The sequence below is a fragment of the Chryseobacterium sp. R2A-55 genome, from assembly GCF_021401085.1.
Taxonomy (GTDB): Bacteria; Bacteroidota; Bacteroidia; order Flavobacteriales; family Weeksellaceae; genus Kaistella.
Map to the genome: position 1 here is coordinate 119,896 of NZ_JACBFP010000009.1, position 25,592 is coordinate 145,487.

The following is a 25,592-nucleotide window of genomic DNA, read 5'->3' on the forward strand; positions in this document are numbered from 1 at the left end:
TTGGCTTTGGGATAATTGCTGAAAACTTAATGCCAAACGCTAAAAGTTACTCGTCAATTCCCAAAAGCCATCCGGATCACTGCAGGGAGGGAATTGCCATTCGCCAAATTAATCTTATTTTTGCAAGAAAATACAAATTGGTCCGGATTGCACAGCAAAACGACTGGGTGGTTTTCATTTTGGTCGGCTCTATTTTTCTGTATATTTTCATGCTCCTTTCCTTGCAGCGTGAATCGTCTGTGAGAGATTTTTTGCTGCAGAAATTTCCCGATTCCTCCAACAATTTCCCAAGTTGGTTGATCATCAGTTTGGTTTTTGTGTTGCTCTTTTCAACATTGGTTTCGCAGTTTATTCCGATAGTTCCGCGCAAGATTTCGGAAGTTCAAATAATGGGTTATGAGCTGAATAAATTTGGATTCACCTTTTTGGCAGTATCAGGAATTTATTTTATCAAAAATATATGCAGTTACCTTTATTATGCAGGGACCGGTAATAGTAAGAAATGGAAGGTTTTCTACTTCGCTGCATCGAAGATTTACTTTGTTTTTTCGCTTGTTTTGATGGTGGCATGTGTGGTCAAATATTTTTACAGCATCGAAAGTTTGGTGTCTTTCAATTTCCTTGTAGCCGGTTTTCTGGTGCTGTTCGGCTTTAAGCTGATATTCTATTTCTTTCATAGAGACAACATATTGCCTCAAAAGTGGTATTATAAAATTTTGTATATTTGCACCCTCCAAATCACACCTGTATTGGTGTTGTGGAAAATCTTATTCTTTTAATTGAGTTTGATGATGAAAATTAAATCTATTCTGGTTTCTCAACCTGCTCCAAGTGAAACGTCGCCCTATCTGGAAATGGCCAAAAAGAAAAAAATCAAGATTGATTTCAAGCCTTTTATTCATGTGGAAGGAGTGGACGCCAAAGAACTTCGTACCCAAAAAATTGATCTTTCCCAATTTACGGGGGTGATTCTGACCAGCAAAAATGCGGTAGATCACTATTTCCGTTTAGCGGAGGAGATGCGTTTCGCAGTTCCCGATTCCATGAGATACCTTTGCCAATCGGAAGCGATTGCCAATTATTTGCAGAAACACATCATCTACAGGAAGAGAAAAATCGCATTTGGCGAAAAGACTTTTGCCGATTTGATGCCGCTTTTCAAGAAATTCCCCAATGAAAAATATATCATTCCCGCATCGGATACATTAAGTGCAGACATCGTGAAAGTGTTGGAAGCTTCTCCGATAGAATGGACCAAAGCCACCATGTACAGAACTGTGAGCAGCGACTTGAGCGATACCCAAGTGTCGGATTATGATATGCTGGTTTTCTTTTCGCCTCAGGGAATCCGTTCGCTGGGTGAAAACTTCAGGGATTTTAAGCAAAATGATACCAAAATTGCGGTTTTCGGAGCAACAACCGAACAAGCTGCAAAAGATGCAGGTTTAAGGGTGGATGTGATGGCTCCAACCAAAGAAACTCCCTCCATGACGATGGCGATAGAGAAATATGTCAGAAGTATGAACAAATAGTTTCTCTGCAAAAATATACTGAAAACCGTTTTTTCATTTTGAAGAACGGTTTTTTATTTTAATTAAATGTTAACTTTACCCGATTTTATCTCAAAAGAAGAATCTGATTATCACATGAAGCCTCCAAAAGCAAAAAAAATAGAAAAAATCCTTGAAATCCACGGTGACCGGCGCATCGACAACTATTTCTGGATGAATGAAAGGGAAAATCCGGCGGTGACCCAGTACCTGGAGGAAGAAAATGCATATTGCGATTTCATGATGAAGGACACCGAAAAATTTCAGCAGGAACTTTTTGAAGAAATGAAATCCAGATACAAAGAAGATGACCAATCTTTGCCATATTTTTTCAATAAATATTGGTATATCGTGCGGTTTGAAACAGGGAAGGAATATCCTGTTTTCAGCAGAAAGTTCGAAACCTTAGAAAATGAAGAGGAAATTTTACTGGATGTCAATATTTTGGCTGAAGGACAAAAGTTTTTCGAAGTGGGGAGTGTAGCGGTTTCTATGGACAACAAGCTGATGACTTTTTCCAGCGATAATATGGGAAGAAGGATTTACACCATTCAGTTTAAAAATCTGGAAACGGGAGAAATTCTTCAGGATCAGATTGCCAACACTACTGGAAAAGCAGTGTGGGCAAATGACAACCGGCATATTTTCTACATCAGAAAAGACAAAAATCTTCGTGCGTTTCAGGTGTATATGCATGAATTGGGGACGGATTCTTCGCAGGATGTCCTGGTTTTTCATGAAAAAGACGACACTTTCGACGTGAATGTTTTTAAATCAAAATCACTGGAATATATCTTTATTTCGAGTTCCAGCACGGTTTCTGACGAACAGCGGTTTATTCCTGCAGATCAGGTTTTGGCGGAGTGGAAAATCGTGCAGCCGCGCACAAAGGATCTGGAATATTCTGTGGAGCATTTTGGAGACGAGTTCTATATAATTACCAATGCGGACAAAGCGACCAATTTTAAGATCGTAAAAACGAAATTGTCAAATCCCGGAATCGAAAACTGGAAAGATGTGATTCCGCACCAGAAGGAGGTATTGCTCGAAGGTTTTGAGATATTTAAAAATTATTTGGTTCTGGAGGAAAGAAAAGAGGGTCTTCTTCAAATTAAAATAATTGACAGTCAAAACAATACTTCGCATTACCTTCTGTTTTCAGACCCCACTTACACGGCATATATCGGTCTGAATCTGGAATTCGATACCGAAAAATTGCGGTATGGATACACCTCTTTGACCCAACCCAGTTCCACCTTTGAATATGATATGAAGCAAAGAACCACTAAACTGCTGAAACAGCAGGAAGTTTTGGGCGGAAAATTCCTGGCTGAAAATTATATCTCCGAAAGAATTTGGGCAAAAGCCAGAGATGGAAAGAAAGTTCCGATTTCTTTGGTTTATCACAAGGACACCAAAAAATCTGCTGAAACCCCGCTGCTGCTTTATGGTTATGGAAGTTACGGACATACTGTGGATGCGAGTTTTTCCAATGTGCGGCTGTCGATTTTGGACCGAGGTTTTATTTATGCGATTGCACATATCCGCGGCGGAGAATATCTCGGAAGGGAATGGTATGAAGACGGGAAATTGCTCCATAAGAAAAATACTTTTTTTGATTTCATTGATGCTGCGAAGTTTTTGGTGGAAGAAAACTACACTTCGCCAAAGCATCTTTACGCAATGGGAGGTTCTGCCGGTGGATTGCTGATGGGAGCGGTGGTTAATTACGAACCGGAACTGTTCAACGGAATTGTGGCGCAAGTTCCTTTTGTGGACGTGGTAACGACGATGCTCGATGAAGAGATCCCTTTAACCACGGGAGAATTCGACGAGTGGGGAAATCCGAAAAAGAAAAACTATTACGATTACATGAAATCCTATTCGCCATATGACAACGTGGAAGCGAAGAATTACCCGCATATCCTGATCACCACTGGATTGCATGATTCACAGGTTCAGTACTGGGAACCCGCCAAATGGACAGCAAAACTTCGGGAACTGAAAACAGATTCCCACCTGCTGCTTTTCAAAACCGACATGAGTTCCGGACACGGCGGCGCAAGTGGAAGATTTGAGAGTTTGAAAGAGGATGCTTTGGAATATGCGTTTTTGATGAAAGTGGAAAAATTAACTTAAATAAATAGCCGCCAATGCACGAATAACTTTCTTTAAGGTTGATGAATTCGTGCTTTCGTGGTCTTAAATAATATGAAAGAAGCAGAATTATGGAGCAAGGTTGAAGAGTTTTTCTCTGAAAATTTCGATACCGACAAACATCCGCAAATGGACACTATTTTATTCCTAATCGGTGTTCAGGAATTGGGAAGCGGAAAACAGAAATATACCAAAGACGACAAGCTAAATATCCTGCACATAGCGGTTTGCAGGTTGCTTGAGCCTTTCGGGTACTATAAATTTTCCCATTATGACGATGATGGATATCCGCATTTTGAAGTGTTGGAAGCATTGCCGGAACTGAAACCGAATGAACAGCAGATTCTGATGAAGAAGGCGGTGATCCAGTATTTTATGGATGAGGACCTATTCTAATTCTATGGAGTAACTAGCTCTTCCAACTGGTTCAGCTGTGTTTCAAAACCCTCTCTGAATCCCATTTCCAGAATTTTGTTGAGGTCTTGCAAAGAATTGAAATAGATATTAAAGGTCAATTTCGTGCCCTGTTCGATTCCGGTGAATCCAATGAGCCAGTTCAAGGTGGGAAGTTCAGTATTTACTTTCCCGTTTTCGTCGGTGAAAAAATCGGAAACGGCGATGCTTCTGTGGTTTTTGATTTCCTGATAGACCATACCCGCGAAATGTTTCTCATTTTCCGGACTCACCATGGCATAATTCCATGTTCCTCCTTCCCTGAAATCCATGTGTTCGGTCTTACATTTCCAGGGTTTCGGCGCCCACCACCGGTCGATCAGTTCCGGTTGGGTGTAGTTATTCCAAATTTCTGAAACATCTGTGGGATAAATTTTCATGATGTATAGTGAAAGTTGCTCTTCGTCTTTGGAAAAGGTGATCGGGGAATTCATATTCTTAATTTTTAACAAATTTAGATTTTTATTTTTTAAATCACTGATTTAAAAACAAATACACACTGAATTCAAGAGAAATTGTTAAAAAAATATGATTTAAGACATTTTAAACAATATTTTAGCACAATTTTTGTTTTGTTATTCTTAAAATGAATAATTTTAACAAATCAAATTTAAAGTCAGTTGAATAATAAATTCATTCCTTTTATTTCTGTGTTGATGACGATTTCCATGATCGTTTTCGTCACTTTGCAACTTTACTGGATCAAGGAGCTGTATTCCGCGCTGAATCAGGATTTTTCCAATAAGGTATATTCTGCAATGGAATCTTCAGCGATGAAGATTTCTCAATTGGAAGTAGATAAGTATCTGAACCAGGAGTACAAAAATTTCGGAAAGAATGTTATTGGCGGAAATAATACACAACCGACGCAGACCTATATCCAGCAAAATTCCGACTCTGCAAATCGTCAAACGATTACCTTCCAGAAAAGTATTGTGGAAAATCAGAATATTCCGATTTCGCAAAAAGGGGACAGTTTGAAACTCACCAAACTCTATACCGATGAAGGTATCCTGAAAATTAAGAAGGAAAGTACTTCCGAACCCTTGACTGCTCAGCTCAGCAAAGACATCAGCAATAATACTTATGCATTGCGGGAATTTGCGAAGCTGAGTGCATCTAATCTGCCGATTGAAAAGAGGGTGGACGAAAAAACGATTGACTCGGTGGTTTCCAAAGAATTGAAATTAAGCGGTTTGGATACCAGGTTTGGTTTTGCGGTCATTGATAAGCAGAACAAGATCACCAAAGTGGCCAACAAAATTTACAACGACGAAAAAGACAAAAACAATTACACCTACCCCCTTTTCACGGACAGCAAAGATGTGACACTTTATACGCTGGCTTTGGTTTTTCCGCGAAAAGATTATTCTTTGGCCAAAAATAATCTGCCCATGCTGCTCGGAACGTTTATGTCCCTGCTCACCATTTTGGGGATTTATATTATATCCATCAACTACATGATGCGGCAGAAAAAAATCTCGGATATTAAAACCGACTTTATCAACAACATGTCGCATGAGTTCAAAACTCCGCTGGCAACTATTTCTGTGGCGACCGACTCCTTGAATAACGATAAAATAGCGACGAATCCCGAGAAAGTGAAATACTATTCTCAGCTCATCAAACAGGAGAATCTGAGAATGAAAAAGCAGGTGGAGAATGTGCTGAATATGTCCAAACTCGAGAGAAATGAAGTTCAACTTTTCCTCAAAGAAACAGACGTTCGAGCATTGATTAAAAAAATCACGGAGTCTTTCGGGTTGATTGTGGCGCAGAGAAACGGTACCTTGACGCAGGAGTTCAATACCGAGAAATATGTTTTCAAGATTGATGAGTTCCATATTTCCAACGCATTGGTAAATCTGCTGGATAATGCAAACAAATATTCGCCGGAAAACCCTGCAATCACTGTGAGAACCCGGAACGAAGGAAATTGGTACGTGATTGAAATTTCAGATCAGGGAATGGGAATGGATATGCAGAATACCGGTAAGATCTTTGAAAAATTCTTCCGCGAGGAAACGGGAAATATTCATAATGTAAAAGGACAGGGACTCGGTTTGTCTTATGTGAAGAAAATCATTGAGCTGCACAAAGGACAAATTGTGGTGGAATCGGCGAAAGGAAAGGGAAGTACATTCACGGTAAAACTGCCGATGAGCTAAACAGTAAATAATAGTAAAAAATGAATCATTGTTAACCCCTTAAAAATTATTGATCATGAAAACAAATGAGCATTACAAAGAAAGTCCCATTCGGGAAAAGTCCTTTGAGTTTGCAGTGAGAATTGTGAATCTCTCGAATTTTGAGCCATCAAAAGAAAACATTAAAGCATAATATTAACGCCAAGCAAGAATAATTAATTCTTACTTATTAAATAAAGAAGCTATGAGCAACAGAATCTTATTAGTAGAAGACGACCAAAGTTTTGGTGCGGTATTGAAAGATTACCTGACCATCAATAATTTTGAGGTGACACTCGCTACAGACGGCGAACAGGGATTGAAAGAATTTACAGAAAATGAGTTCGACATCTGTATTTTCGATGTGATGATGCCTAAAAAGGACGGATTCACACTAGCGGAAGAAGTGAAAAGAATCGACAAGAATACGCCGATCATCTTCCTCACCGCAAGAAATATGCGCGAGGATATTTTGAAAGGCTACCAACTGGGAGCAGACGACTACATCACCAAACCGTTTGACACCGAGTTACTGCTTTACAAAATCAAGGCAATCCTGCAAAGAAGCGCCGTTGTGGAAGACGATGAACAGGAACAGTTCAAGATCAGCAATATTTTCTTCGACTCCATGCTGAGACAACTTCGGGTGAATGATAATGAATATAAACTTTCACCCAAAGAGAATGAGCTGTTGAAATTGCTTTGTCTGCACAGAAACGACTTTATGCCGAGAGATCTGGCTCTGAGGAAAATCTGGAAAAAGGAAAACTATTTCACAGCCAGAAGTATGGATGTGTACATTGCCAAACTCAGAAAACTTCTGAAAGAAGACGACGGAATAGAAATCATCAACGTGCACGGCGAAGGATTTAGACTTTTGGTTAAAAATTCGTAAACCGGGAGCAGTTTCATCAAAAAAGTTCGGAAAATTTCCGAACTTTTTTTGTCATCAGGGAAGAGGATTATTTTGCTTCCACGCAGAAAACGCGGTACTGGATTGCCACGGCATTCTCGAAATATTTTTTGATGCTTGCCAAATCAGAGGCGGCACTTTGTTTGCTGAGGTAGCTTCCTGCCATCACTTTGTAATTGGGTCTCAGTGACGCATCTATTTCCACTTTCATATTGGGGAACCGTCTTCTGAAATACATTCCCACTTCTCTGGCCTCCTCATTGCTTTTCACCACTGCCAACTGGATTTTGTAACCCATGATTCTTGGATTTTTCCTGCAAATCTCAGCTTGCGAAAGTTCTCTTTCCGGAACCACAATTTTAGGGATGTTGTGGCTCTCATCATCTGAAGAGGAGACGTTTTTAGTATTTGAAGTGAGGCATTTCTGCTCTTGGCTGACCAACATATCTTCTATTCTTTTATCCATTGAAATGGTCAATGGTGTCCCGGAAATGGTGTCTTTTTTTACAACTTGTTGGGCTTCAATCAGATTTAAAGAAAACAGCGATAGTATGGCAATAACTTTTGTGAAACTTCTCATCAAAATTTTATTTTGGGGCAAATTTAGTGAAATAAAAATTATGCCAACTGTTGTCATTTAGGACGAATAGGAGGTGTTATTTAGAATAGTTACAAATTATGTGAAAATTCGAAATGCTCCCGTATCTGCTGTTAATTATGTGTTAAAAGTCTTATTTTTGCCAAATTGAAAAGTAAACTCAAGACATTTTAACAACCCAAGATTTTATAAATGATTAGTTGGAGAAAGCATTACAAAAAAGGTCTGGTCGCGATTGGATTATTGTTATCAACCAGTGCTTCTATTTACGCTCAAGGAGATGCGGCAAACGGGGAGAAGCTTTTTAAGGCAAACTGTACCGCATGTCACGCATTAGACAAACAGCTTGTGGGACCTGCTCTCGGCGGAATAGTTGAAAAAGTAAAGACCGAGCAGAATCTGGATACAGACTGGCTGCACAAGTGGATTAAAGACAATAAGGCGCTTCGCGCATCGGGCGACAAATACGCGAACGAAATCTTCGAAAAGTTCAATAAAGTGGAGATGACCCCGTTTCCGAATCTTTCGGAGCAGGACATCACCGATATTCTGGAATACACCACCAATCCTCCAAAACCAGCAGAACCTGCAGCAGACGCTGCCGCCGCAACTGATGCGAACTCGTTCACAGCCATGGAACAGGCTAAGAGAGAATCCATGAATGGAAAAGTCATCATGATCTCGCTTCTGGCGATCTGCGGATTGCTCATTTGGTTGTTGGTAAGACTTCGCCAATTGGTAAAGCTACAGCAAACCGAAGAACTGGCAGGATTGAACGCCACCAGAGCGACTTCTTTTGCAGATCTTTACAAGAAATACAGCGCAATAGGAAAAGGAATCTTAGCTCTGCTTGCTATTTTTGCCGCCTATGGACTTTGGAACAGTTTGATGTGGATCGGGGTGTACAAAGGCTACAAACCGGAACAGCCCATTTATTTTTCCCACAAAATTCACGCAGGCATCAATAAAATTGACTGTCAAATGTGTCACTCCAGCGCGAAATACGGAAAGGTCTCTGAAATCCCTTCCATGAACGTTTGTATGAACTGTCACAGAAATATCTCCGAATATCAGGGGAAATATTTCGAGCCAGGAAAAGACAAAGCTTTCTACGATGGGGAAATCCAGAAAATCTATGCTGCAACAGGTTGGGATGCCGGCAAACAGCAATATACCGGAAAAACTCAACCGGTGGAATGGGTGAGAATCCACAACATGCCGGACTTTGTTTACTTCAATCACTCACAGCACGTTGTTGCAGGAGAACAGGCGATCATCAACTCTTTCAACAAGAAAAATCCGGATGCTAAAATCGATGTGGTTTGTAAAGCTTGCCACGGACAGGTGGATACCATGAACGTGGTGCAAATGGCAAACGATTTCACCATGGGTTGGTGCATCGAATGTCACAGAACAACAGAAGTTGATATGAACAACGGTTATAATAAAGAATACTTCAAAAATCTACACGAAAAGCTGAAAAAACAATATCCTCAGTCCGAAGGAAAAATTACAGTAGATGCGATTGGAGGTCTTGAATGTGGTAAATGTCATTATTAATAACGAAAATCAGAAGTATCAATGTCTTCAAATAAAATAAAATTCAGAAGTATCCACGAACTGGAAGATCCAACTTTGACAACAAGGTTGGCTCAAAAAGAGTTCCTCGAGGAAATTCCCGTGGACGAAAAAACAGGAGAATTAAAACCCAACGAATCCGCGAAATCGGGAACTTCGAGAAGGGATTTTCTAAAGCTTTTGGGATTTTCCACCGCGGCAGTTACTTTGGCGGCCTGTGAAGCGCCGGTAATTAAAACCATCCCGTATGTGGTGAAACCACACGAGATCATTCCGGGGGTTCCTAACTATTATGCTTCAACCTATTTTGACGGGTTTGATTTTGCAAGCGTATTGGTGAAAACCAGAGAGGGAAGACCCATCAAGATTGAGCCGAATCCTATGGCGAAAACTTTAGGCAAAACCAATGCGAGAGCTCAGGCTTCGTTGCTTTCTCTTTATGATAATGACAAGATCAAGCAGCCAAAACTGAATGGCAAAGATGAGACTTTCGATAAAGTGGATGATTTCATCCTGAAAGAATTGTCTGATTCTGCAGCAATGGGCAAAAAGATCGTTCTGCTTTCCCACTCTTTCGCTTCTCCAACCTTCAAAAAGTTATTTGAAGATTTCAAAACAAAATATCCCACTGCGGAACTGGTAACATACGATGCTTTCCCTTACACCGCTGCATTAGACGCAGCTCAGGAAGTTTTTGGGCAAAGACATTTGCCGGTTTACGACTTGTCTAAAACCCAACTGGTGGTTTCATTCAATGCAGATTTCCTGGGAGATTATAATGGTGGTTCGCTTGAAACTTCTTACGCAGCTGCCAGAACTCCTGGTGCGAATATGTTGAGACACATTCAGATTGAATCCAATATGTCATTGACCGGCGCCAATGCCGATACCAGAATCCAATTGAAGCCAAGTGCTGTAAACAGAGTCTTGGTAGAGGTTTATAATGGTCTGAACGGGGGTTCTGTGAGTAAGGAAGCTGGAGAAATCGTCAAAGAACTTCAGGCAAAAGGATCCAATGCAGTTGTTTTTGCAGATGGTTCCAAAGGAGCTTACGTATTGGCACACTTGATCAACCAGAAATTGGGTTCTACCGCTTTCACAGGAAAAGCAAACCTATTGAAGGAATTCGATGGGGCTAAATACCGGGAATTTTTAGGCTGGATGAACTCCGGATCTGTGGGCGTTTTGATCGCGAACAATGTGAATCCAATGTACTCCAGCAACAAAGCAGAAGACTTCAAAAAGGCAATTGCCAAAGTAAACTGTGTGATCGCCATCGCTGACAAGAAAAACGAAATGTACAGAGCTGCGAAAGCAGTGATCCCGGTTGCAAACTGGTTGGAATCCTGGGGAGATATGTCGCCTCAAACCGGAGTTTACACTTTGATGCAGCCAACCATTCAAAAGATTTACAAGTCAAGACAGATTGAAGAATCGCTTTTGGTTTGGGTGAATGGAAAAAACAATCCGGCGAATAATTATTATGACTACTTAAAAGCAAATGCTGCAACCTTAATCGGTGGAACTCCTTTCAACAAGGCATTATATAACGGTGTTCTGGAAGGTGGAAATACGGCAATGCTTTCATATACCGGTGGAAATGGAGCGCAAGCTGCCGCAGAATTGGGAGCTTTCAAAGCATCTGATCTGGAATTGCAATTGTACACCAAAACCGGAATGGGTGACGGAACTCAGGCAAACAACCCTTGGTTGCAGGAATTACCGGATCCGATTTCCAGAATGAGTTGGGATAACTATTTGACGATGTCGCCAAATGATGCCAAAAAACTCGGAATCAAGAATTCACTGAACGGAAGAATGCAGCTTGACGGTTCTAAAGTAAACCTTACTGCAAATGGAGTGACCATTAAAGATGTTCCTGTTTTTGTTCAACCTGGACAAGCCGACGGATCTGTTGGACTTGCTTTAGGGTATGGCAAAAAGAATTCCGGAAAAGTTGCGGATACTGGAGTGAACGCGTTCCCATTATTTGATGGTTCAAACACTGTTCTTTCAGGAGTTACTATCGAGAAGACCGGAGACATGCACGAATTTGCAGGAATGCAGCTTCAGAATACATTGATGGGTCGTTATGAAATTGCGAGAGAAGTTCCTCTGGAAACTTTCCTTAACGTGAAATTTGACGACGAGAAACTGGGTTGGAACAAACCTTTGGAGTACCACACGATCGGAGGAGCATTGCCGGCAGGAAAAGTTGACCTTTGGGATGCTTTTGACGATACCGACGGACCACACTTTAATTTGTCCATTGACTTGAACTCCTGTACTGGTTGTGGAGCTTGTGTAATCGCCTGTCAGGCGGAAAATAACGTTCCGGTTGTAGGTAAAGCCGAGGTGAGAATGTCCAGAGATATGTTCTGGCTGAGAATCGACAGGTACTATACCACCGATATTCCAGAAGGAATGGACACCAACAGAGACGGCAAACTTTCTCAGGAAGAAGCTGTGGATGCAGGTCTGGATGTTCCGGGAATGTATGGACATTTCCTGGATAAAGACAGCGGTATCCTGAACCATCCTTCATCGAATCCGGATGTGATTTTCCAGCCGGTGATGTGTCAACACTGTAATCACGCACCTTGTGAAACAGTTTGTCCGGTTGCGGCAACTTCACACGGAAAACAAGGACAAAACCAGATGGCTTACAACAGATGTATCGGTACAAGATATTGTGCCAACAACTGTCCGTACAAAGTAAGAAGATTCAACTGGTTTACCTATAACCTCAATGATAAGTTTGACTACAACCAAAACAATGATTTGGGTAGAATGGTGCTGAATCCGGATGTAGTGGTAAGAACAAGAGGGGTAATGGAAAAATGTTCCATGTGTATCCAAATGACTCAGAACGTGATTCTGGAAGCCAAAAAAGAAGGAAGAGTGGTGAAAGACGGTGAATTCTCCACAGCCTGTGTGAACGCTTGTGCTACTGGAGCGATGCAGTTTGGTGATATGAATGATCATTCATCAAAAGTGCGTTCGCTTTTCGGAAGCAACAGAAGATATACTTTGCTTGAGGAAATAGGTACAAAACCCAATGTTTTCTACCACACCAAAGTGAGAAACAGAAAAGAAAATAACGTTTAAATAATAAATAGGTAAAAAATGTCAGGACATTACGAAGCTCCGATAAGGGAACCTTTAATTATTGGTCATAAGACTTATCATGATATTTCAGAAGATATCGCAAGACCTATCGAAGAGAGAGCCGGTAAATTGTGGTGGGTTTCATTTTGGATCGCTTTAACGCTTTTCGTTTATGGATTCGGCTGTATTGCTTACACCATCGGAACCGGAATTGGTGCATGGGGACTCAACAGAACCAACAACTGGGGATGGGATATCACCAACTTCGTTTGGTGGGTAGGTATTGGTCACGCAGGAACGTTGATTTCCGCGGTACTATTGTTATTTAGACAAAGATGGAGAATGTCGGTGAACCGTTCTGCAGAAGCGATGACGATCTTCGCGGTGGTGCAGGCAGCGATTTTCCCGGTAATCCACATGGGTAGAGTTTGGGTAGGATATTGGGTTTTTCCTTTACCTAACCAATTTGGTTCTCTCTGGACCAACTTCAACTCTCCACTTCTCTGGGACGTATTTGCAATCTCCACTTATTTCTCCGTATCAACCGTTTTCTGGTTTATGGGATTGATTCCGGACTTTGCAATGATCCGTGACCGGGCAAAAACACCTTGGACTAAAAGGATCTACACATTACTGTCTTTCGGATGGGGTGGAAAAGCGAAACATTGGCAAAGATTCGAGGAACTTTCCCTCGTGTTGGCAGGTTTGGCAACTCCGCTTGTATTCTCGGTTCACACCACGGTATCCTTTGACTTTGCTACTTCGGTAATCAAAGGATGGCACTCCACCATCTATCCGCCGTACTTCGTTGCCGGTGCGATTTTCTCAGGATTTGCTATGGTACAGACTCTTTTGTTGGTTGCAAGAAAAGTGTGCCACCTTGAAGAATACATCACCATGTATCACATTGAAATCATGAACATCGTGATCATTGTAACGGGTGGTATGGTTACGGTAGCATATGCCACAGAATATTTCATCGCCTGGTATTCCGGGTCAAGATTTGAAGACTTTACTTATCTTTCTCCGGGAGCAGCCACTGGTCCTTATTGGTGGGCGTTCTGGTCGTTGATTATCTGTAACTTGGTGGTTCCGGCGTCTTTCTGGTTCAAAAAACTGAGAACAAACATTATCTGGACTTTCATCGTGGCATTGATCATCAATATCGGGATGTGGTTTGAAAGATTTGATATCATCGTCATCAACATTGCAAGAGATTACATGCCTTCAGGATGGACGATGTTTAAACCAACCATTATCGATGTGGGCGTATTTCTGGGAACAATCGGATTCTTCTCCGTGTTATTCCTTCTTTACGCAAGAACTTTCCCTGTAATTGCACAGGCGGAATTGAAGACTATTTTGAAAATTTCAGGTGAAACTTATAAAGCAAAAGAAGAAGATGAGCACCACTAAGAAAATATACGGTATCTATGCCGACGACGACGACTTACTGAACGGCGTTCATGCCTGTAATGACAAAGGAATCAAGATTGCGGAAGTATATACTCCGTTTCCGGTCCACGGTCTTGACAAAGCTTTAGGTTTAAGAAAAACAAGAATCTCTGATGCTGCTTTTATTTACGCAGTATATGGAGTGACGATAGGAATTTTGGTTACCTGGTACACCATGAATCATGACTGGCCAATGAATATCGGTGGAAAACCAGCGTTTGACTGGGCGCACAATATGCCCGCTTTCGTGGTACCGATGTTTGAACTGATGGTATTTTGTGCAGCACACATGATGTCGCTTACTTTTTTGGCAAGAAACAAAATGTATCCGGGATGCAAGCCACAGAATCCAGATCCAAGAACTACCGATGACAAATTCATGATCGAGTTTGAGAGTGACAATGTAGAGGCGGTCAAACAGATTTTGGTTGATACGGGAGTTGAAGAAATAACTGTAAAAGATGCTTAATACGATGACAAAGAATATTTTTAAAATTACAGCTATCTTTGGTTTTGCCGCAATTTCCATGAGCTCATGCAGTAAGAAGAATCCACCTTTGGTGTACTTCCCGGATATGTATTTTCCGGTAGCTTATGATCCATTGGAAAAGGCAGAAGATGCCTACTCAAAACATCAGAATGAAATTCCGCTTTTTGTAAAACAAAACGGTGCCACCGGTTTGAGTCCGGTTAATGGAACTGTGGCACAGAATAAAGATGGTGTTGCTGATGAAGCGGCAAATACCGCAATGAAGACGGATGACTATATCGCCGGCTATGACGCATCGAAAGCCGTTACTTCTTCTCCGCTTGACCCTGCAAATGAGGCGAAAGATATCGAAAGAGGTAAAGTACTTTTCAACCAGGTTTGTGCAGCCTGTCACGGAACAGGTGGTGACGGACAGGGACCAATTGTTGCAAGTGGCGCGTATTCCGGTGTTCCGAAATATGCAGACCGGCAAATTACAGTGGGCTCTGTGCATTATGTTTTAACAAACGGTAGAAACGCTATGGGTTCCTATGCTGGACAACTGAAACCTGGTGACCGCTGGAGAGTAGCAATGTATGTGATGAGCGCTTTCAAAGGCGGAGTAAACGCTGCGGCTACTGCACCGGCAGCAACAACTGCGGCCGCTCCGGCTCCCGCAGCCGATGTAAAGCCAGCAGCAAGTGAAACAACCACTCCTAAAAAATAAAAAGAATTAAGAAATGTATAGTTTTTCACCGAAATTAAGATTATATTCAATCGTATTTGTCGTTCTGGGATTAATCCTTTTTGGAGCTGGTTATTTCATGAATCAAGGTATTGATGATGCAAGAATCGAGCACATGATGGAGGTGGTTCATTCCACCGGACATAATGCTCCAACTCACTCCAGTGAATTGGTGGGTCCGCAAGACCATGCCGCTCATTTGGAGCATGCAAAAATGCAGGTTCACAATCAGCCACTAGCAGCGGTTCACACGGTTGCAGTATTTTTGTTCGCATTGAGTTGTTGTGCACTTTTCTTTTACTCGATCCAAAATGCGGCACACGCAGGGTGGCCAATCATCATTTTGAGAGTAATGGAGGCCATCGCATCATTCATTCCTTGGGCGGGAGCGGCCTTAATTATCCTTATGGTGCTCAATGTCACCCATCAAGGGCATCTGTTCCACTGGATGGACCCGGCTTTAACCGAAAAAGGCAATGCTAACTTTGATCCAATTCTTTACGAAAAGAAAAAGTTTCTGAATATTCCTTTTTATGCTTTCAGGACGATTTTGTACGTCATCGGAGCAACCTTCTTTGCATGGAAATTAAAGACACTTTCGAAAAAAGTGGACGACAATAAGGGCGACAGAAAAATTTATGCCAGCTATTACAGTTGGAGCGTGGGGTACATCGTATTCTTCGGATTCGCTTCTGCAGCTTGGGCGTGGGATTGGTTAATGTCAATCGACCCGCATTGGTATTCTACCATGTATATTTGGTATGCGATGGTTTCCGCTTTGGCTTCTTCTATCGCAGTAATGATCCTCATCAGTGTTTACCTGAAGAAAAACGGATTCCTGCCTCAGTTCAATGACAACCACCTGCACGATTTGGGAGTCTTCCTTTTCGCAACAAGTATGCTCTGGACTTATACCTGGTTTGCACAGTTCATGCTGTATTGGTATGCAAATATTCCGGAGGAAGTCAACTATTTCTTCGGTCGGTTTGAGTATTACAGCTGGACTTTCCTTCCTGTTATGATTTTCGTATTCTTGCTTCCACTTTTGGTTCTGGTCAGTTCAAGCATCAAGAGAAACTACAAGGTAGTAACCACCATGGCGGTGATCGTGATCTTTGGTCATTGGGTCAACCATTTCAATATGGTGATGCCGGGAACGGTGGGTCCTTTCTGGAAAACTCCGGAGGTTCTGTTGCTGAATTTAGGAGCGGTATTGCTGTTCATAGGTCTGTTTATCTTTGTAGTAATGACTGCATTGTCTAAATCAAAATTGATCCCAACAGGAAACCCATTCCTCCACGAGTCTGAGATTTATGAATATCCTTTCTAAGGAATTCCAAATACAGTTTAAAATTTCCGGTTATTGATTTAACCGGAATTTTTTTTGTCCTTTAAATTAGACCTTCATAAGGCATCTTTTATGATCAGTAAATAACCACCCTTTTAGTCTCCTGATTTTTTGCCCAAATAAAAATTTCCCACAGATCATACTGATCTTTCCTCCAGATTTATTCTCCGCGAACCGATAGCCGCCGGATGATCAGCAATTTCATGATCAGGTCATTTTCCTTCAAGGCTTAATTTTCAGTCAGAGTAAGCATGACTTATGGCCGGAAGACTTTGGTTTGTCGTCGGTTAAGATTCAATTGCCGACTTAGTTCGGTGAACTATCCCAATTAGGCTCCGAAGACTCTTCCAAGAGCCGGAGTTTCGTCGTAGAATGCGCAGCGGATGTTCAGATACTGCGCATTTTACTCGTGGACAATATAAACAGCCGTTCGCAGAGTTCGTAACCTTGCTTCATACTTTCTTCATATTGCATGCATAGGCTTGAATTGTGAAAATCCTATGCAATTCCCCATATGATATGCGCTCCATAGGATTTTGCCGGTGTAGAGGAAGATATACAGCCGTCTTATAAAATAGCCATTTTATTTACTTTTTGCTGTTTATAAAATTAATTTTTTGCTAATGATCTCTTGTTTTAGGAGGTTTTATTTAAATATTTCTTAATCCGTATCCGTGTTTTCTTTAACATTTTATTAACACTATGGGATTAGTTTTGTGGTTTTAAAAATCAACCTTCAGAAACCATTCAAAATATTTAGAATCTATTAAAATGAAACCATTACTGAAAATTATTCCGGTGCTCATTCCGGTAAGTGCGTTTTTCTTCTCGGGAACAATAACCGGCCAGGAGAAGAAGACCGCAGACACCGTTATGGCCAATGAAAAACAAATTGGTGAAGTAGTTGTCACCGCATTAGGAATCAAGCGGCAGGAAAAAAAATTAGGCTATTCTGTCACTCAGCTTAAAAGTGAAGAAATCAGTACAAACAAAACGATTAACATTCAAAGCGCATTAGCGGGCAAAGTTGCAGGTCTTGATATTGGCGAATCTGCGAACGGGCTTGCCGGTTCCAAGCGGACCAATCTTCGCGGTATTTCTACCATTTCACCTACGGGCACCAATTCGCCTTTGTGGGTCATTGACGGGGTGCCTGTGAATTCATCTAATTTTGGCAGGAATAATGACGCCGGAGGAGGGATCGACTTTGGCGACGGCCTCTCGATGTTTAACCCAGATGATATTGAATCCATTTCAGTTCTGAAAGGAAATGCTGCTGCTGCATTATATGGCTCCAGAGCTTCAAACGGCGTTATTATTATAACCACCAAATCCGGTAAGAAATCTGATAAAGGTTTTAGAGTAGAGCTGTCATCAACCCTTAACTTCTCCCGAATTAAAGATCTTACAGACTGGCAATATGAATACGGCCAAGGGAGAGATGGTAAAAGACCGGCTTCGCAACAGGAAGCTTTAGTGACCGGTTATCTTTCCTGGGGTGAAAAGATGGATGGTGCCCTGGCTCCACAGTTCGACGGTGTTTTACGTCCTTACGCTCCGGTAAAGAATAATATTAAAAACTTTTATTCGGATGCTGTTCTTTATTCAAATACTTTATCGATATCCAGGGCACAGGACCATTATAATTTCCGGTTTTCTTTAGGTCAGACCGATTCGCAGGACTTTATTGACAGCGGACTGTACAAAAAAAGGAATGCATCCCTCAATGCAGGTTTAACATTCGGCATTTTTGAACTGGATGTTAATTCGATGTATGTGAACGAACCTGTGAAAAACAGACAGAACATTGGCGGAAATGTAAGAAATGCGAACTACACGATGACCGCTATTCCTACTTCTGTAAATGTACTTGATATGCAACCTGGATTTGAACCTGACGGAACTGAATTAGTCATCACTGAAAGTTCGATGACCAATCCATATTACGTCATCAATAAGGTCTATGAAGAAGACTCCAAAAACCGGGTCGTGAATGCTGTTGCATTAAGAGCCAGACCTACGGAAAACATCTTTGCCCAGGTGAAAGTAATGCAGGACTATTTCACCTTCAGGCGAATGAATTATCAACCGCAGGGGATGAACTGGCAACCGTTTGGCGGTGAATATACGGAGCGTTGGAATGAGTTTCATGAGCTGAATTATGAATTTACTGCTGGATACGATAAGAAATTTGGTGAAAAATTCGGGACCAGTTTTGTTCTTGGAGCCAATAAAAGGGTTTCCACTTCAAATGCGGTGAATTTATATGGAACCCCATTTGTGGTGCCCGATGTCAACACCTACAACAATACATTAAACAGGACTACTTCCACCAGTTTATCCGAAACGCAAACCAATTCCCTTTTCGGTATGGCAGAGTTATCTTATGATGAATCACTTTTCCTTACCCTTACCGGAAGAAACGACTGGTTTTCAACACTTCCGATGAATAATAACAATTATTTTTATCCGTCCGCTTCATTAAGTTATGTTTTTACCGACGGTTTAAAAATAAAGAGCGAAATCCTGCGATTCGGTAAACTGAGAGCGTCTTTTGCCCAGGTAAGCGGCGGGGCAGATCCCTACAGTCTGGATCTTTCTTACGGGATAGATGATGTAAATTACAATGGCCAGGTGCTGCAGTCCATCGCTACGACGACGATTCCCAATAAAAATCTTAAGCCACTGATTTCTTCTGAATATGAATTCGGAGGAGAATTCCAGCTCTTTAAAAATTTTCTGCATCTGGATGTTGCCTATTTCAATAAAAAGATCAGAAACGACATTGTCGCGATTAATGTTTCCAATGCTTCATCTTACAACAAAGCCATTCAGAATACAGGAAATATTGACAATTCGGGGCTCGAGATTATGGCAACACTAAGACCATTAACAAAAGGAGTGAAATGGAACTCCACCTTCACTTTTTCAAAAAACTGGAACAATGTACTTGACCTGGGATTCGGTGTGAACTCTTTACAGTTAGGATCGGCGAAAAATGACGCAGTAACGGTGAATGTAGAAAAGGGACTTCCTTATGGGGTGATAAAAGGTGCTGCATACAAAAGAAATGAGAATGGCAGTATTATATTTGATAAGAACGGATTTCCTATGATTGGCGACCGTGCGGCGGTACTCGGCGTGGCTTTTCATGACAAAGTTGTAGGCTGGCTCAATGAGTTCAATTATAAGAATCTTTCACTTCGCATCCTCATTGACGGAAAATTCGGTGGAAAAATGTATTCACAAACCAACAGATGGGCTTATGCCAACGGTAAACACAAAGCAACGCTGGAGGGAAGAGAAAACGGTATCGTAGGAGTAGGAGTAAAAGAAGATGGCACCGTGAATGACATAGTGGTTACTCCTGATAAACTGCAGAATTACTATTCTGTAATGGCAAGCATTCATGAGAACTTTATCTATGACGCAAGCTTTATCAAACTTCGCGAACTTTCCCTGGGTTATACCCTTCCCAGTTCAATTCTCGCTAATACTCCTGTGAGCAAAGCCACCGTGAGCCTTACTGCAAGAAACCTGTTTTACCTGATGAATAAAATGGAAAACGTCTCTCCGGAGAGCAGCGTAACCTCATCAAACGCACAGGGTCTGGAAAACTCGGGATATCCTGAATTTATCACTTATGGAATCAATTTAAACTTAAGCTTCTAAAATAAAAATGAAAAACTTCTTCAAACAAACCATCATGATGTCTTTTGTAGGGTGTTTTATGATTTCCTGCAACGACAGCAGATTTGCAGAACTCAATACCAGCAAGGATCTGGTAACTGCGCCTACGCTCGATTATGTAATTCCTACAGTGGAACTTACCTTATTGGAAAGATCATATTATACCCATTATACGGCACTGGGACGATTAAGCCAACAGATTCACACTCCCAGTACGAATGATTACAAAAGCCCCAGTACGGAAACCGGCTATCTTTTCGACAACCTCTACCCCAATACCATAAAGAATGCCACTGATATTGTTCTGAGAACTTCCAATAATCCGGAACTTGTGAATTACTGGGCCACGGCAGTAATCCTGAAAGCATATGCCATCAGCAGAGTGACTGATGCATATGGCGATGTTCCTTATTCAGAAGCGGGATTGGGCTATGATCAACAGATTTTTTCCCCTAAATACGACACCCAGGAAGAAATCTACACCAAGCTGTGTGAAAATATTGCCGGTGCTATTGCCAAATTCGATGCTACCAAGAAAGTAATTCCAACCACTTCAGACATCGTCTATAAAGGGAATATTGACAAGTGGAAGCGGTTTGGAAACAGTTTGATCCTGAGATATGCGATGCGGATGGCTAAAGCGAACCCGGCAAAGGCGCAGGCATTCGCCCAGAAAGCACTGCAGGACGGCCTCATGCAGAACAACAGTGATTCTTTTGTGGTGTATTATCTGCCTAATACCTATTATGCAACTACGGCCAACGGAAACGCTGCAGCCATCAAATATGACTACAAACTCACAGACGTGTTTGTCAACCTTTTGAAAGACTCCAATGATCCAAGACTCAGCGTATATGCCATGTTACCAAACGGCAATACAGCCCCGGAAGTGCAGAAAGGTTATAAGCTGTTCGAGAGTGACAATACGCCCAAACCCACCGTTTCCACGACCAACCATAGTACCTACGGTCGTTACGATTCCCCATATGTTCACATCAGTTATGCCGAAACCAGATTCCTTTTGGCAGAGGCTGCTTTAAGGGGCTGGATTTCAGGCAGTGCTGAAAGCTATTTCCGGGATGGCGTAAAAGCCAATCTGCAGCTGCAGGCCATCTATGGACCGAAAGGAGTAATCGATCCGGCCAAAATTGACTCATTTACGGCAAGTCTTCCTTTTAACGCATCCAACTTCAATGAAGCCTTCAAGGCCATTCATATCCAGATGTGGATCATGCTTTACTACAACTGGAATGAAGCTTTTGCCAACTGGAGAAGAACAAACGTTCCGAATTTCGGCGATGCGGTAAATAACAATATCGCACGCAGACTGGTATATCCGCAGTCTGAATGGAATACGAATACCGACAACGTAAGAGCAGCGGCGAACAATATGGGCGGTGATCATGCGATGACCAAAGTATGGTGGGACAAATAATTAAAAGAAGAATACAATGAAGAACTTATTGATCAGCGCAGCAATATTGCTTTTTTCGGGAATATCTGCACAGGCCCTTACCGTAAACCCCTATTCGGGAGTCCAATGGAAAACACAGCATAAAGCCAACTTCCATACCCATACCAATAACAGTGACGGTGGCTTCAATGCCGAATATGTGGTGGACACCTATAAAGCCCACCATTACTCCATCCTGGTCATTACCGACCATAATCTGGTCACCTATCCATGGACCAAATTTTCAGCACTGAATCCGAAATGGAAAGACAGAAATGATCAAAAAATGGATATTCTTACCTTCCCGGGGAATGAATTCTCTCGGGGGGTGCATGACAGGAATATGTTTTTTGCCCAGATCCCCGGTGACGGAGCGGATATTGATTTAGCCTTTAAAACCATGCAGGATTCGCTTTCGCTGGGAATCTTTAACCATCCCGGGCGGTACTGGAAAATAGACAAAACCTATACTCCGGGCGAAAAGTACTCACCCGAATGGTATGTGGATTATTTTAAAAAATATAATTCTGTGGTGGGAGTCGAAGTCTATAATACTCCTTATGACCGTTACCCCAATGACCGATTGCTCTGGGACGAGATTTTAACACGTTCGATGCCGGCAACTCCGGTATGGGCCTATTCAAATGACGACATGCACGGAGAAAAGGAACTGATGGGCAATTATAATATGATGCTGATGAAGAATCTTTCGGTTGCGGATCTTAAGAAAGCCATGATCGCCGGAAATTTCTACATCTCTAACGAACCGGGAAAAAGCGGAAAAGCTTTAGCACCTAAAATTACAGGAATCTCCGTACACCCTGCTCAGAAAAAAATTAAAGTTTCGGCCAAAAATTACAGCTCGATCGAATGGATTTCCGGCATAGAAGGGAACGGAGCAGATCGCAAAAGTAGGGTGATTGCCACCGGACCAGAGTTTGACTTTAATAATTTCAAAGGCAACTATGTGAGGTTTCAGATTAAAAATGACCAGGGGGTAACGCTTTCGCAGCCATTTGGATTTCAATAAAAAAAACGTTCAAAATGTACAGATACTTATTTGTTTTCATGGGACTGTTGATTTTTTCGTTCAGCAATGCCCAGTCAAAGATACCTAAGAAAAGAAAATATGGCTTCACCCCCAAACTGGTCACGGGTCCATATTTGCAGATGCCGACTTCCAACTCCATGACCATCAGATGGCGGACCGCAGACCGCGACGTCTCTTTTGTCAGATACGGAAAGGACGAAAACCATCTTGATCAGTTGGCCGGCAACAGCAGCCGCACCTCAGAACATATCGTCAACCTAACCGGATTGGAGCCCGGAACCCAATACTACTATCTGATAGAAGGAGTGAGGGATACGCTGAAATGGGACAGCGATACCCGGTTTCAGACCTTGCCGCTGTTTCGGAAAAAAGAGAAAGTAGCGGTAGGTCTCTTCGGTGATGCGGGAAATAATTCCGATAACCAAAGAAAAGTAAGAGACGCTTTCAAAGCCTATACCCAGGACAGGAATTTAAACGCGCTGATCATGCTCGGCGACAATGCCTATTCTTTTGGCACCGATGCCGAATACCAGCAGAATTTCTTTGATATCTATCAGGATCAGTTCCTGAAAAACACACCTGTTTTTGCCATTCCCGGAAATCATGATTACCATGATTATGTCACTTTTGCCGAGCATGCACAGCAATCCGGATTGCTGGCTTATTTTGACCGGTTTACCATGCCTACGAAAGGGGAGTTGGGCGGAGTAGCCTCTCACACGCAGTCTTTCTATGCTTTCGATCTGGGTAACGCACATTTCATCGCGCTGGATTCTTACGGTCTGGAGGACTTTAAAGGAACCCGGGTCTTTGACCTCGATGGAAGGCAGGCCAAATGGCTGATCAAAGATCTGGAAGCCAATAAAACGAAAAAATGGAAGATCGTTCTGATCCACCATCCGCCTTATTCTATGGGCTCCCACAATTCAGATACCGAGGCGCAGCTGATCAAAATCCGGGAGAACCTGACACCGATCTTCGAAAAATATGGTGTAGATGTGGTATTCTCCGGGCACAGTCACGATTATGAGCGGTCTAAACTCATGAAAGGTCATACCGGAAACAACGCGTCATTTCATCAGGGTTATTTTATTTCTCAGTCATCAGCAAAAGACAACGGCACCCCAAATTCTGCTCCTTATGATAAACGGAAGAGTAATGACGGTACGGTTTATGTCGTTGCCGGATCATCCGGAGCACTGGACCATCAGCAAAAAACCTATCCGCATAATGCCATGCCTTTCTCCACGAACGAACTGGGAGGTGCCGCCCTGCTTGAAATTGAGGACAGCAGACTCGAAATGAAGTGGATCAATTCAGAGGGTAAAGTCTGGGACAACTTCGTCATCATCAAATAACATGAAACAGTTCTTTTCATCCTGTATTATTTTTCTTTCACTTTTACCATCGGGTTTCATGGCCCAGACTTTAAATAATCAGATCACGAGGGAGCCTTATCTACAGGCTCCTTCCCCCTCTGAAATTACCGTGCGTTGGCGGACCAATTTAATGACGAGAAGTACCGTCTTTTACGGTAAAGATGAAAGAAATCTGAATCACAGGACCGATAGTCTTCAATATAACACAGAGCATGAGGTAAGGCTTTCCGGACTCGAACCTGACACCCGGTACTATTATCGGGTAGTATTACCGAAAGATACACTGACCGGCAAAATATTTTCGTTTTATACCCTGCCCCAAAAGCGACTTTCAGAAACGTATTCCTTTGCACTGTTCGGCGATCCCGGATCCCCGGGTGAGGACCAGATAAAAGTACGGGATGCGGTGATGAAGTACTATGCCGACAAAAAAATGGATTTCTGGATTCAGTTAGGTGACAACGCTTATAGACATGGGACCGATCAAGAATTCCAGAACGATTTTTTCACACCTTTTAAAGAAATGTTGGGTCATTATCCTTCGTTTTCAACACTCGGAAACCATGATTATCATGACGTGGATTTTGGGTCAAAATACGCCCAGACCACCAAGTCGAACGTGTACTTTAAGATTTTCTCCCTCCCTGCCAGAGGCGAGGCAGGAGGGGTGCCCTCAGGAAACAGTTCCTATTATTCAATGGATGTAGGTCACGTTCATTTAATCTCCCTGGATTCCTACGGGATTGAAAAGAACGGTAAGATGGTCTTTGATCCTGGAAGCGCTCAGTATGAGTGGTTAAAGCAGGATCTGCAGGCTTTGGAAAACCACCGGGGTTTCATCATCGTCTATACGCATTTCCCTCCTTTCAGCAAGGGGACCCACGATTCGGATTCCGATTCAATTATGATCGGAATGCGTGAAAATCTACTGCCCCTGCTTGAAAGATATGGGGTTGATTTATTGATCGGCGGTCACAGCCATGCGTACGAAAGATCCCCTATGATGAAGGGGTTTTACGGAAAATCTGCGGAATTCGATACGAAATATGCCTTTAGGGAATACCGAAAAAATGTGGAAGGTTTTGGGAAGGCAGATTTATACAAAAAAGAAGGTAAAGAGGGTATTGCTTATATGGTGACCGGCAATTCTTCGGCAACTTCCGCTTCCCGTTATCCGGATTTTCCGCACCGTGCCATGAAATACTCCAATGACCGCTCATCAGGCGCATTTATCGTGGAGGTTCAGAAAAACCAACTGACGATGAAATGGCTTACAGGAAACGGAATCATGGAAGACGCCTTTGTCATTGAAAAGGATTTCCGAAGATAATTTTTGGGGATCATACAAAGATCAATGCGTATGATGTCGGGTTTTTTAAGGCAGATGGAGAACCGGTTTTAGGTGTTGGCTCGCTCGTTTTCCCGGCTGCCGTCGCTGTCAAATGAAATTGAAGATCCC

19 protein-coding genes are annotated in these 25,592 nt (G+C 42.1%); 17 read left to right on the plus strand and 2 right to left on the minus strand.

From position 1 onward, the window contains the following. Positions 1–29 precede the first annotated feature (29 nt). From L0951_RS10775 to L0951_RS10790, 4 genes are all read left to right on the plus strand, one after another. Positions 30–779: a DUF4271 domain-containing protein gene (locus L0951_RS10775; protein ID WP_234111270.1), complete on the plus strand. Its 750-nt coding sequence runs from the start codon at positions 30–32 to the stop codon at positions 777–779. Between the two features lie 12 nt (positions 780–791). Next, a complete protein-coding gene (locus L0951_RS10780; RefSeq protein WP_234111301.1) occupies positions 792–1,532 on the plus strand; it encodes a uroporphyrinogen-III synthase in 741 nt (246 codons plus the stop codon). Between the two features lie 114 nt (positions 1,533–1,646). Then, positions 1,647–3,689 carry a S9 family peptidase gene (locus L0951_RS10785; protein WP_234111302.1) on the plus strand — a complete coding sequence of 681 codons (2,043 nt, stop codon included), beginning with the start codon at positions 1,647–1,649 and terminating at the stop codon, positions 3,687–3,689. Between the two features lie 72 nt (positions 3,690–3,761). Then, positions 3,762–4,103, plus strand: a complete 342-nt coding sequence (locus L0951_RS10790) for a hypothetical protein (protein ID WP_234111271.1) — start codon at positions 3,762–3,764, stop codon at positions 4,101–4,103. 2 nt (positions 4,104–4,105) lie between these two features. Here L0951_RS10790 and L0951_RS10795 read toward each other — a convergent pair whose 3' ends face one another. Beyond that, on the minus strand, positions 4,106–4,594 hold the full coding sequence (locus L0951_RS10795; RefSeq protein ID WP_234111272.1) for an SRPBCC domain-containing protein: 489 nt from the start codon (positions 4,592–4,594) through the stop codon (positions 4,106–4,108). A 186-nt stretch (positions 4,595–4,780) separates the two neighbouring features. Between L0951_RS10795 and L0951_RS10800 the strand changes: the two genes are divergently transcribed. Both L0951_RS10800 and L0951_RS10805 read left to right on the plus strand, forming a co-directional pair. Beyond that, positions 4,781–6,328, plus strand: a complete 1,548-nt coding sequence (locus L0951_RS10800) for a sensor histidine kinase (protein WP_234111273.1) — start codon at positions 4,781–4,783, stop codon at positions 6,326–6,328. A 223-nt stretch (positions 6,329–6,551) separates the two neighbouring features. Next, positions 6,552–7,241: a response regulator transcription factor gene (locus L0951_RS10805; protein WP_234111274.1), complete on the plus strand. Its 690-nt coding sequence runs from the start codon at positions 6,552–6,554 to the stop codon at positions 7,239–7,241. A 67-nt stretch (positions 7,242–7,308) separates the two neighbouring features. Here the strand turns inward: L0951_RS10805 and L0951_RS10810 are convergent, their stop codons facing one another. Then, positions 7,309–7,839, minus strand: coding sequence for an SPOR domain-containing protein (locus L0951_RS10810; protein WP_234111275.1), 531 nt, complete (start codon positions 7,837–7,839; stop codon positions 7,309–7,311). A 210-nt stretch (positions 7,840–8,049) separates the two neighbouring features. On the opposite strand from L0951_RS10810, the gene L0951_RS10815 reads away from it, so the two are divergent. The 11 genes from L0951_RS10815 to L0951_RS10865 all read left to right on the plus strand — a co-directional run bounded on the left by L0951_RS10815 (position 8,050) and on the right by L0951_RS10865 (position 25,463). Continuing rightward, the gene (locus tag L0951_RS10815; RefSeq protein WP_234111276.1) at positions 8,050–9,417 is read left to right on the plus strand and encodes a c-type cytochrome; all 1,368 of its coding nucleotides are present in this window, start codon (positions 8,050–8,052) and stop codon (positions 9,415–9,417) included. Between the two features lie 21 nt (positions 9,418–9,438). Next, complete coding sequence (locus tag L0951_RS10820) at positions 9,439–12,543, plus strand: TAT-variant-translocated molybdopterin oxidoreductase (RefSeq protein ID WP_234111277.1); 3,105 nt, start codon at positions 9,439–9,441, stop codon at positions 12,541–12,543. 18 nt (positions 12,544–12,561) lie between these two features. After that, positions 12,562–13,959 (plus strand): NrfD/PsrC family molybdoenzyme membrane anchor subunit, encoded by a 1,398-nt coding sequence (nrfD, locus tag L0951_RS10825; protein WP_234111278.1) that lies wholly within the window; start codon positions 12,562–12,564, stop codon positions 13,957–13,959. Beyond that, on the plus strand, positions 13,946–14,467 hold the full coding sequence (locus L0951_RS10830; protein WP_234111279.1) for a DUF3341 domain-containing protein: 522 nt from the start codon (positions 13,946–13,948) through the stop codon (positions 14,465–14,467). The genes nrfD and L0951_RS10830 overlap by 14 nt, the downstream gene beginning before the upstream one ends. A 4-nt stretch (positions 14,468–14,471) precedes the next feature. Then, on the plus strand, positions 14,472–15,194 hold the full coding sequence (locus L0951_RS10835; protein ID WP_234111280.1) for a c-type cytochrome: 723 nt from the start codon (positions 14,472–14,474) through the stop codon (positions 15,192–15,194). A 13-nt stretch (positions 15,195–15,207) separates the two neighbouring features. Then, positions 15,208–16,542 carry a quinol:cytochrome C oxidoreductase gene (locus tag L0951_RS10840; RefSeq protein ID WP_234111281.1) on the plus strand — a complete coding sequence of 445 codons (1,335 nt, stop codon included), beginning with the start codon at positions 15,208–15,210 and terminating at the stop codon, positions 16,540–16,542. A gap of 789 nt (positions 16,543–17,331) precedes the next feature. Continuing rightward, entirely contained in the window at positions 17,332–20,232 is a 2,901-nt protein-coding gene (locus tag L0951_RS10845) for a SusC/RagA family TonB-linked outer membrane protein (protein ID WP_234111282.1), read from the plus strand. Positions 20,233–20,239: 7 nt separating this feature from the next. Further along, positions 20,240–21,685 carry a SusD/RagB family nutrient-binding outer membrane lipoprotein gene (locus L0951_RS10850; protein WP_234111283.1) on the plus strand — a complete coding sequence of 482 codons (1,446 nt, stop codon included), beginning with the start codon at positions 20,240–20,242 and terminating at the stop codon, positions 21,683–21,685. Between the two features lie 16 nt (positions 21,686–21,701). After that, positions 21,702–22,733, plus strand: coding sequence for a PHP domain-containing protein (locus L0951_RS10855; protein WP_234111284.1), 1,032 nt, complete (start codon positions 21,702–21,704; stop codon positions 22,731–22,733). A gap of 14 nt (positions 22,734–22,747) precedes the next feature. After that, complete coding sequence (locus L0951_RS10860) at positions 22,748–24,112, plus strand: purple acid phosphatase family protein (RefSeq protein ID WP_234111285.1); 1,365 nt, start codon at positions 22,748–22,750, stop codon at positions 24,110–24,112. 1 nt (position 24,113) lies between these two features. Next, a complete protein-coding gene (locus L0951_RS10865; RefSeq protein ID WP_234111286.1) occupies positions 24,114–25,463 on the plus strand; it encodes a purple acid phosphatase family protein in 1,350 nt (449 codons plus the stop codon). The last annotated feature ends 129 nt before the right edge of the window (positions 25,464–25,592 follow it).

What these genes read in the sequence shown, in the direction of transcription:
- L0951_RS10815 (WP_234111276.1), top strand. Translation starts at nt 8,050, where the DNA reads ATGATTAGTTGGAGAAAGCATTACAAAAAAGGTCTGGTCGCGATTGGA.
- L0951_RS10775 (WP_234111270.1), top strand. Translation starts at nt 30, where the DNA reads ATGCCAAACGCTAAAAGTTACTCGTCAATTCCCAAAAGCCATCCGGAT.
- L0951_RS10840 (WP_234111281.1), top strand. Translation starts at nt 15,208, where the DNA reads ATGTATAGTTTTTCACCGAAATTAAGATTATATTCAATCGTATTTGTC.
- L0951_RS10835 (WP_234111280.1), top strand. Translation starts at nt 14,472, where the DNA reads ATGACAAAGAATATTTTTAAAATTACAGCTATCTTTGGTTTTGCCGCA.
- L0951_RS10805 (WP_234111274.1), top strand. Translation starts at nt 6,552, where the DNA reads ATGAGCAACAGAATCTTATTAGTAGAAGACGACCAAAGTTTTGGTGCG.
- L0951_RS10850 (WP_234111283.1), top strand. Translation starts at nt 20,240, where the DNA reads ATGAAAAACTTCTTCAAACAAACCATCATGATGTCTTTTGTAGGGTGT.
- L0951_RS10780 (WP_234111301.1), top strand. Translation starts at nt 792, where the DNA reads ATGAAAATTAAATCTATTCTGGTTTCTCAACCTGCTCCAAGTGAAACG.
- nrfD (WP_234111278.1), top strand. Translation starts at nt 12,562, where the DNA reads ATGTCAGGACATTACGAAGCTCCGATAAGGGAACCTTTAATTATTGGT.
- L0951_RS10810 (WP_234111275.1), bottom strand. Translation starts at nt 7,839, where the DNA reads ATGAGAAGTTTCACAAAAGTTATTGCCATACTATCGCTGTTTTCTTTA.
- L0951_RS10795 (WP_234111272.1), bottom strand. Translation starts at nt 4,594, where the DNA reads ATGAATTCCCCGATCACCTTTTCCAAAGACGAAGAGCAACTTTCACTA.
- L0951_RS10865 (WP_234111286.1), top strand. Translation starts at nt 24,114, where the DNA reads ATGAAACAGTTCTTTTCATCCTGTATTATTTTTCTTTCACTTTTACCA.
- L0951_RS10790 (WP_234111271.1), top strand. Translation starts at nt 3,762, where the DNA reads ATGAAAGAAGCAGAATTATGGAGCAAGGTTGAAGAGTTTTTCTCTGAA.
- L0951_RS10785 (WP_234111302.1), top strand. Translation starts at nt 1,647, where the DNA reads ATGAAGCCTCCAAAAGCAAAAAAAATAGAAAAAATCCTTGAAATCCAC.
- L0951_RS10855 (WP_234111284.1), top strand. Translation starts at nt 21,702, where the DNA reads ATGAAGAACTTATTGATCAGCGCAGCAATATTGCTTTTTTCGGGAATA.
- L0951_RS10820 (WP_234111277.1), top strand. Translation starts at nt 9,439, where the DNA reads ATGTCTTCAAATAAAATAAAATTCAGAAGTATCCACGAACTGGAAGAT.
- L0951_RS10845 (WP_234111282.1), top strand. Translation starts at nt 17,332, where the DNA reads ATGAAACCATTACTGAAAATTATTCCGGTGCTCATTCCGGTAAGTGCG.
- L0951_RS10830 (WP_234111279.1), top strand. Translation starts at nt 13,946, where the DNA reads ATGAGCACCACTAAGAAAATATACGGTATCTATGCCGACGACGACGAC.
- L0951_RS10860 (WP_234111285.1), top strand. Translation starts at nt 22,748, where the DNA reads ATGTACAGATACTTATTTGTTTTCATGGGACTGTTGATTTTTTCGTTC.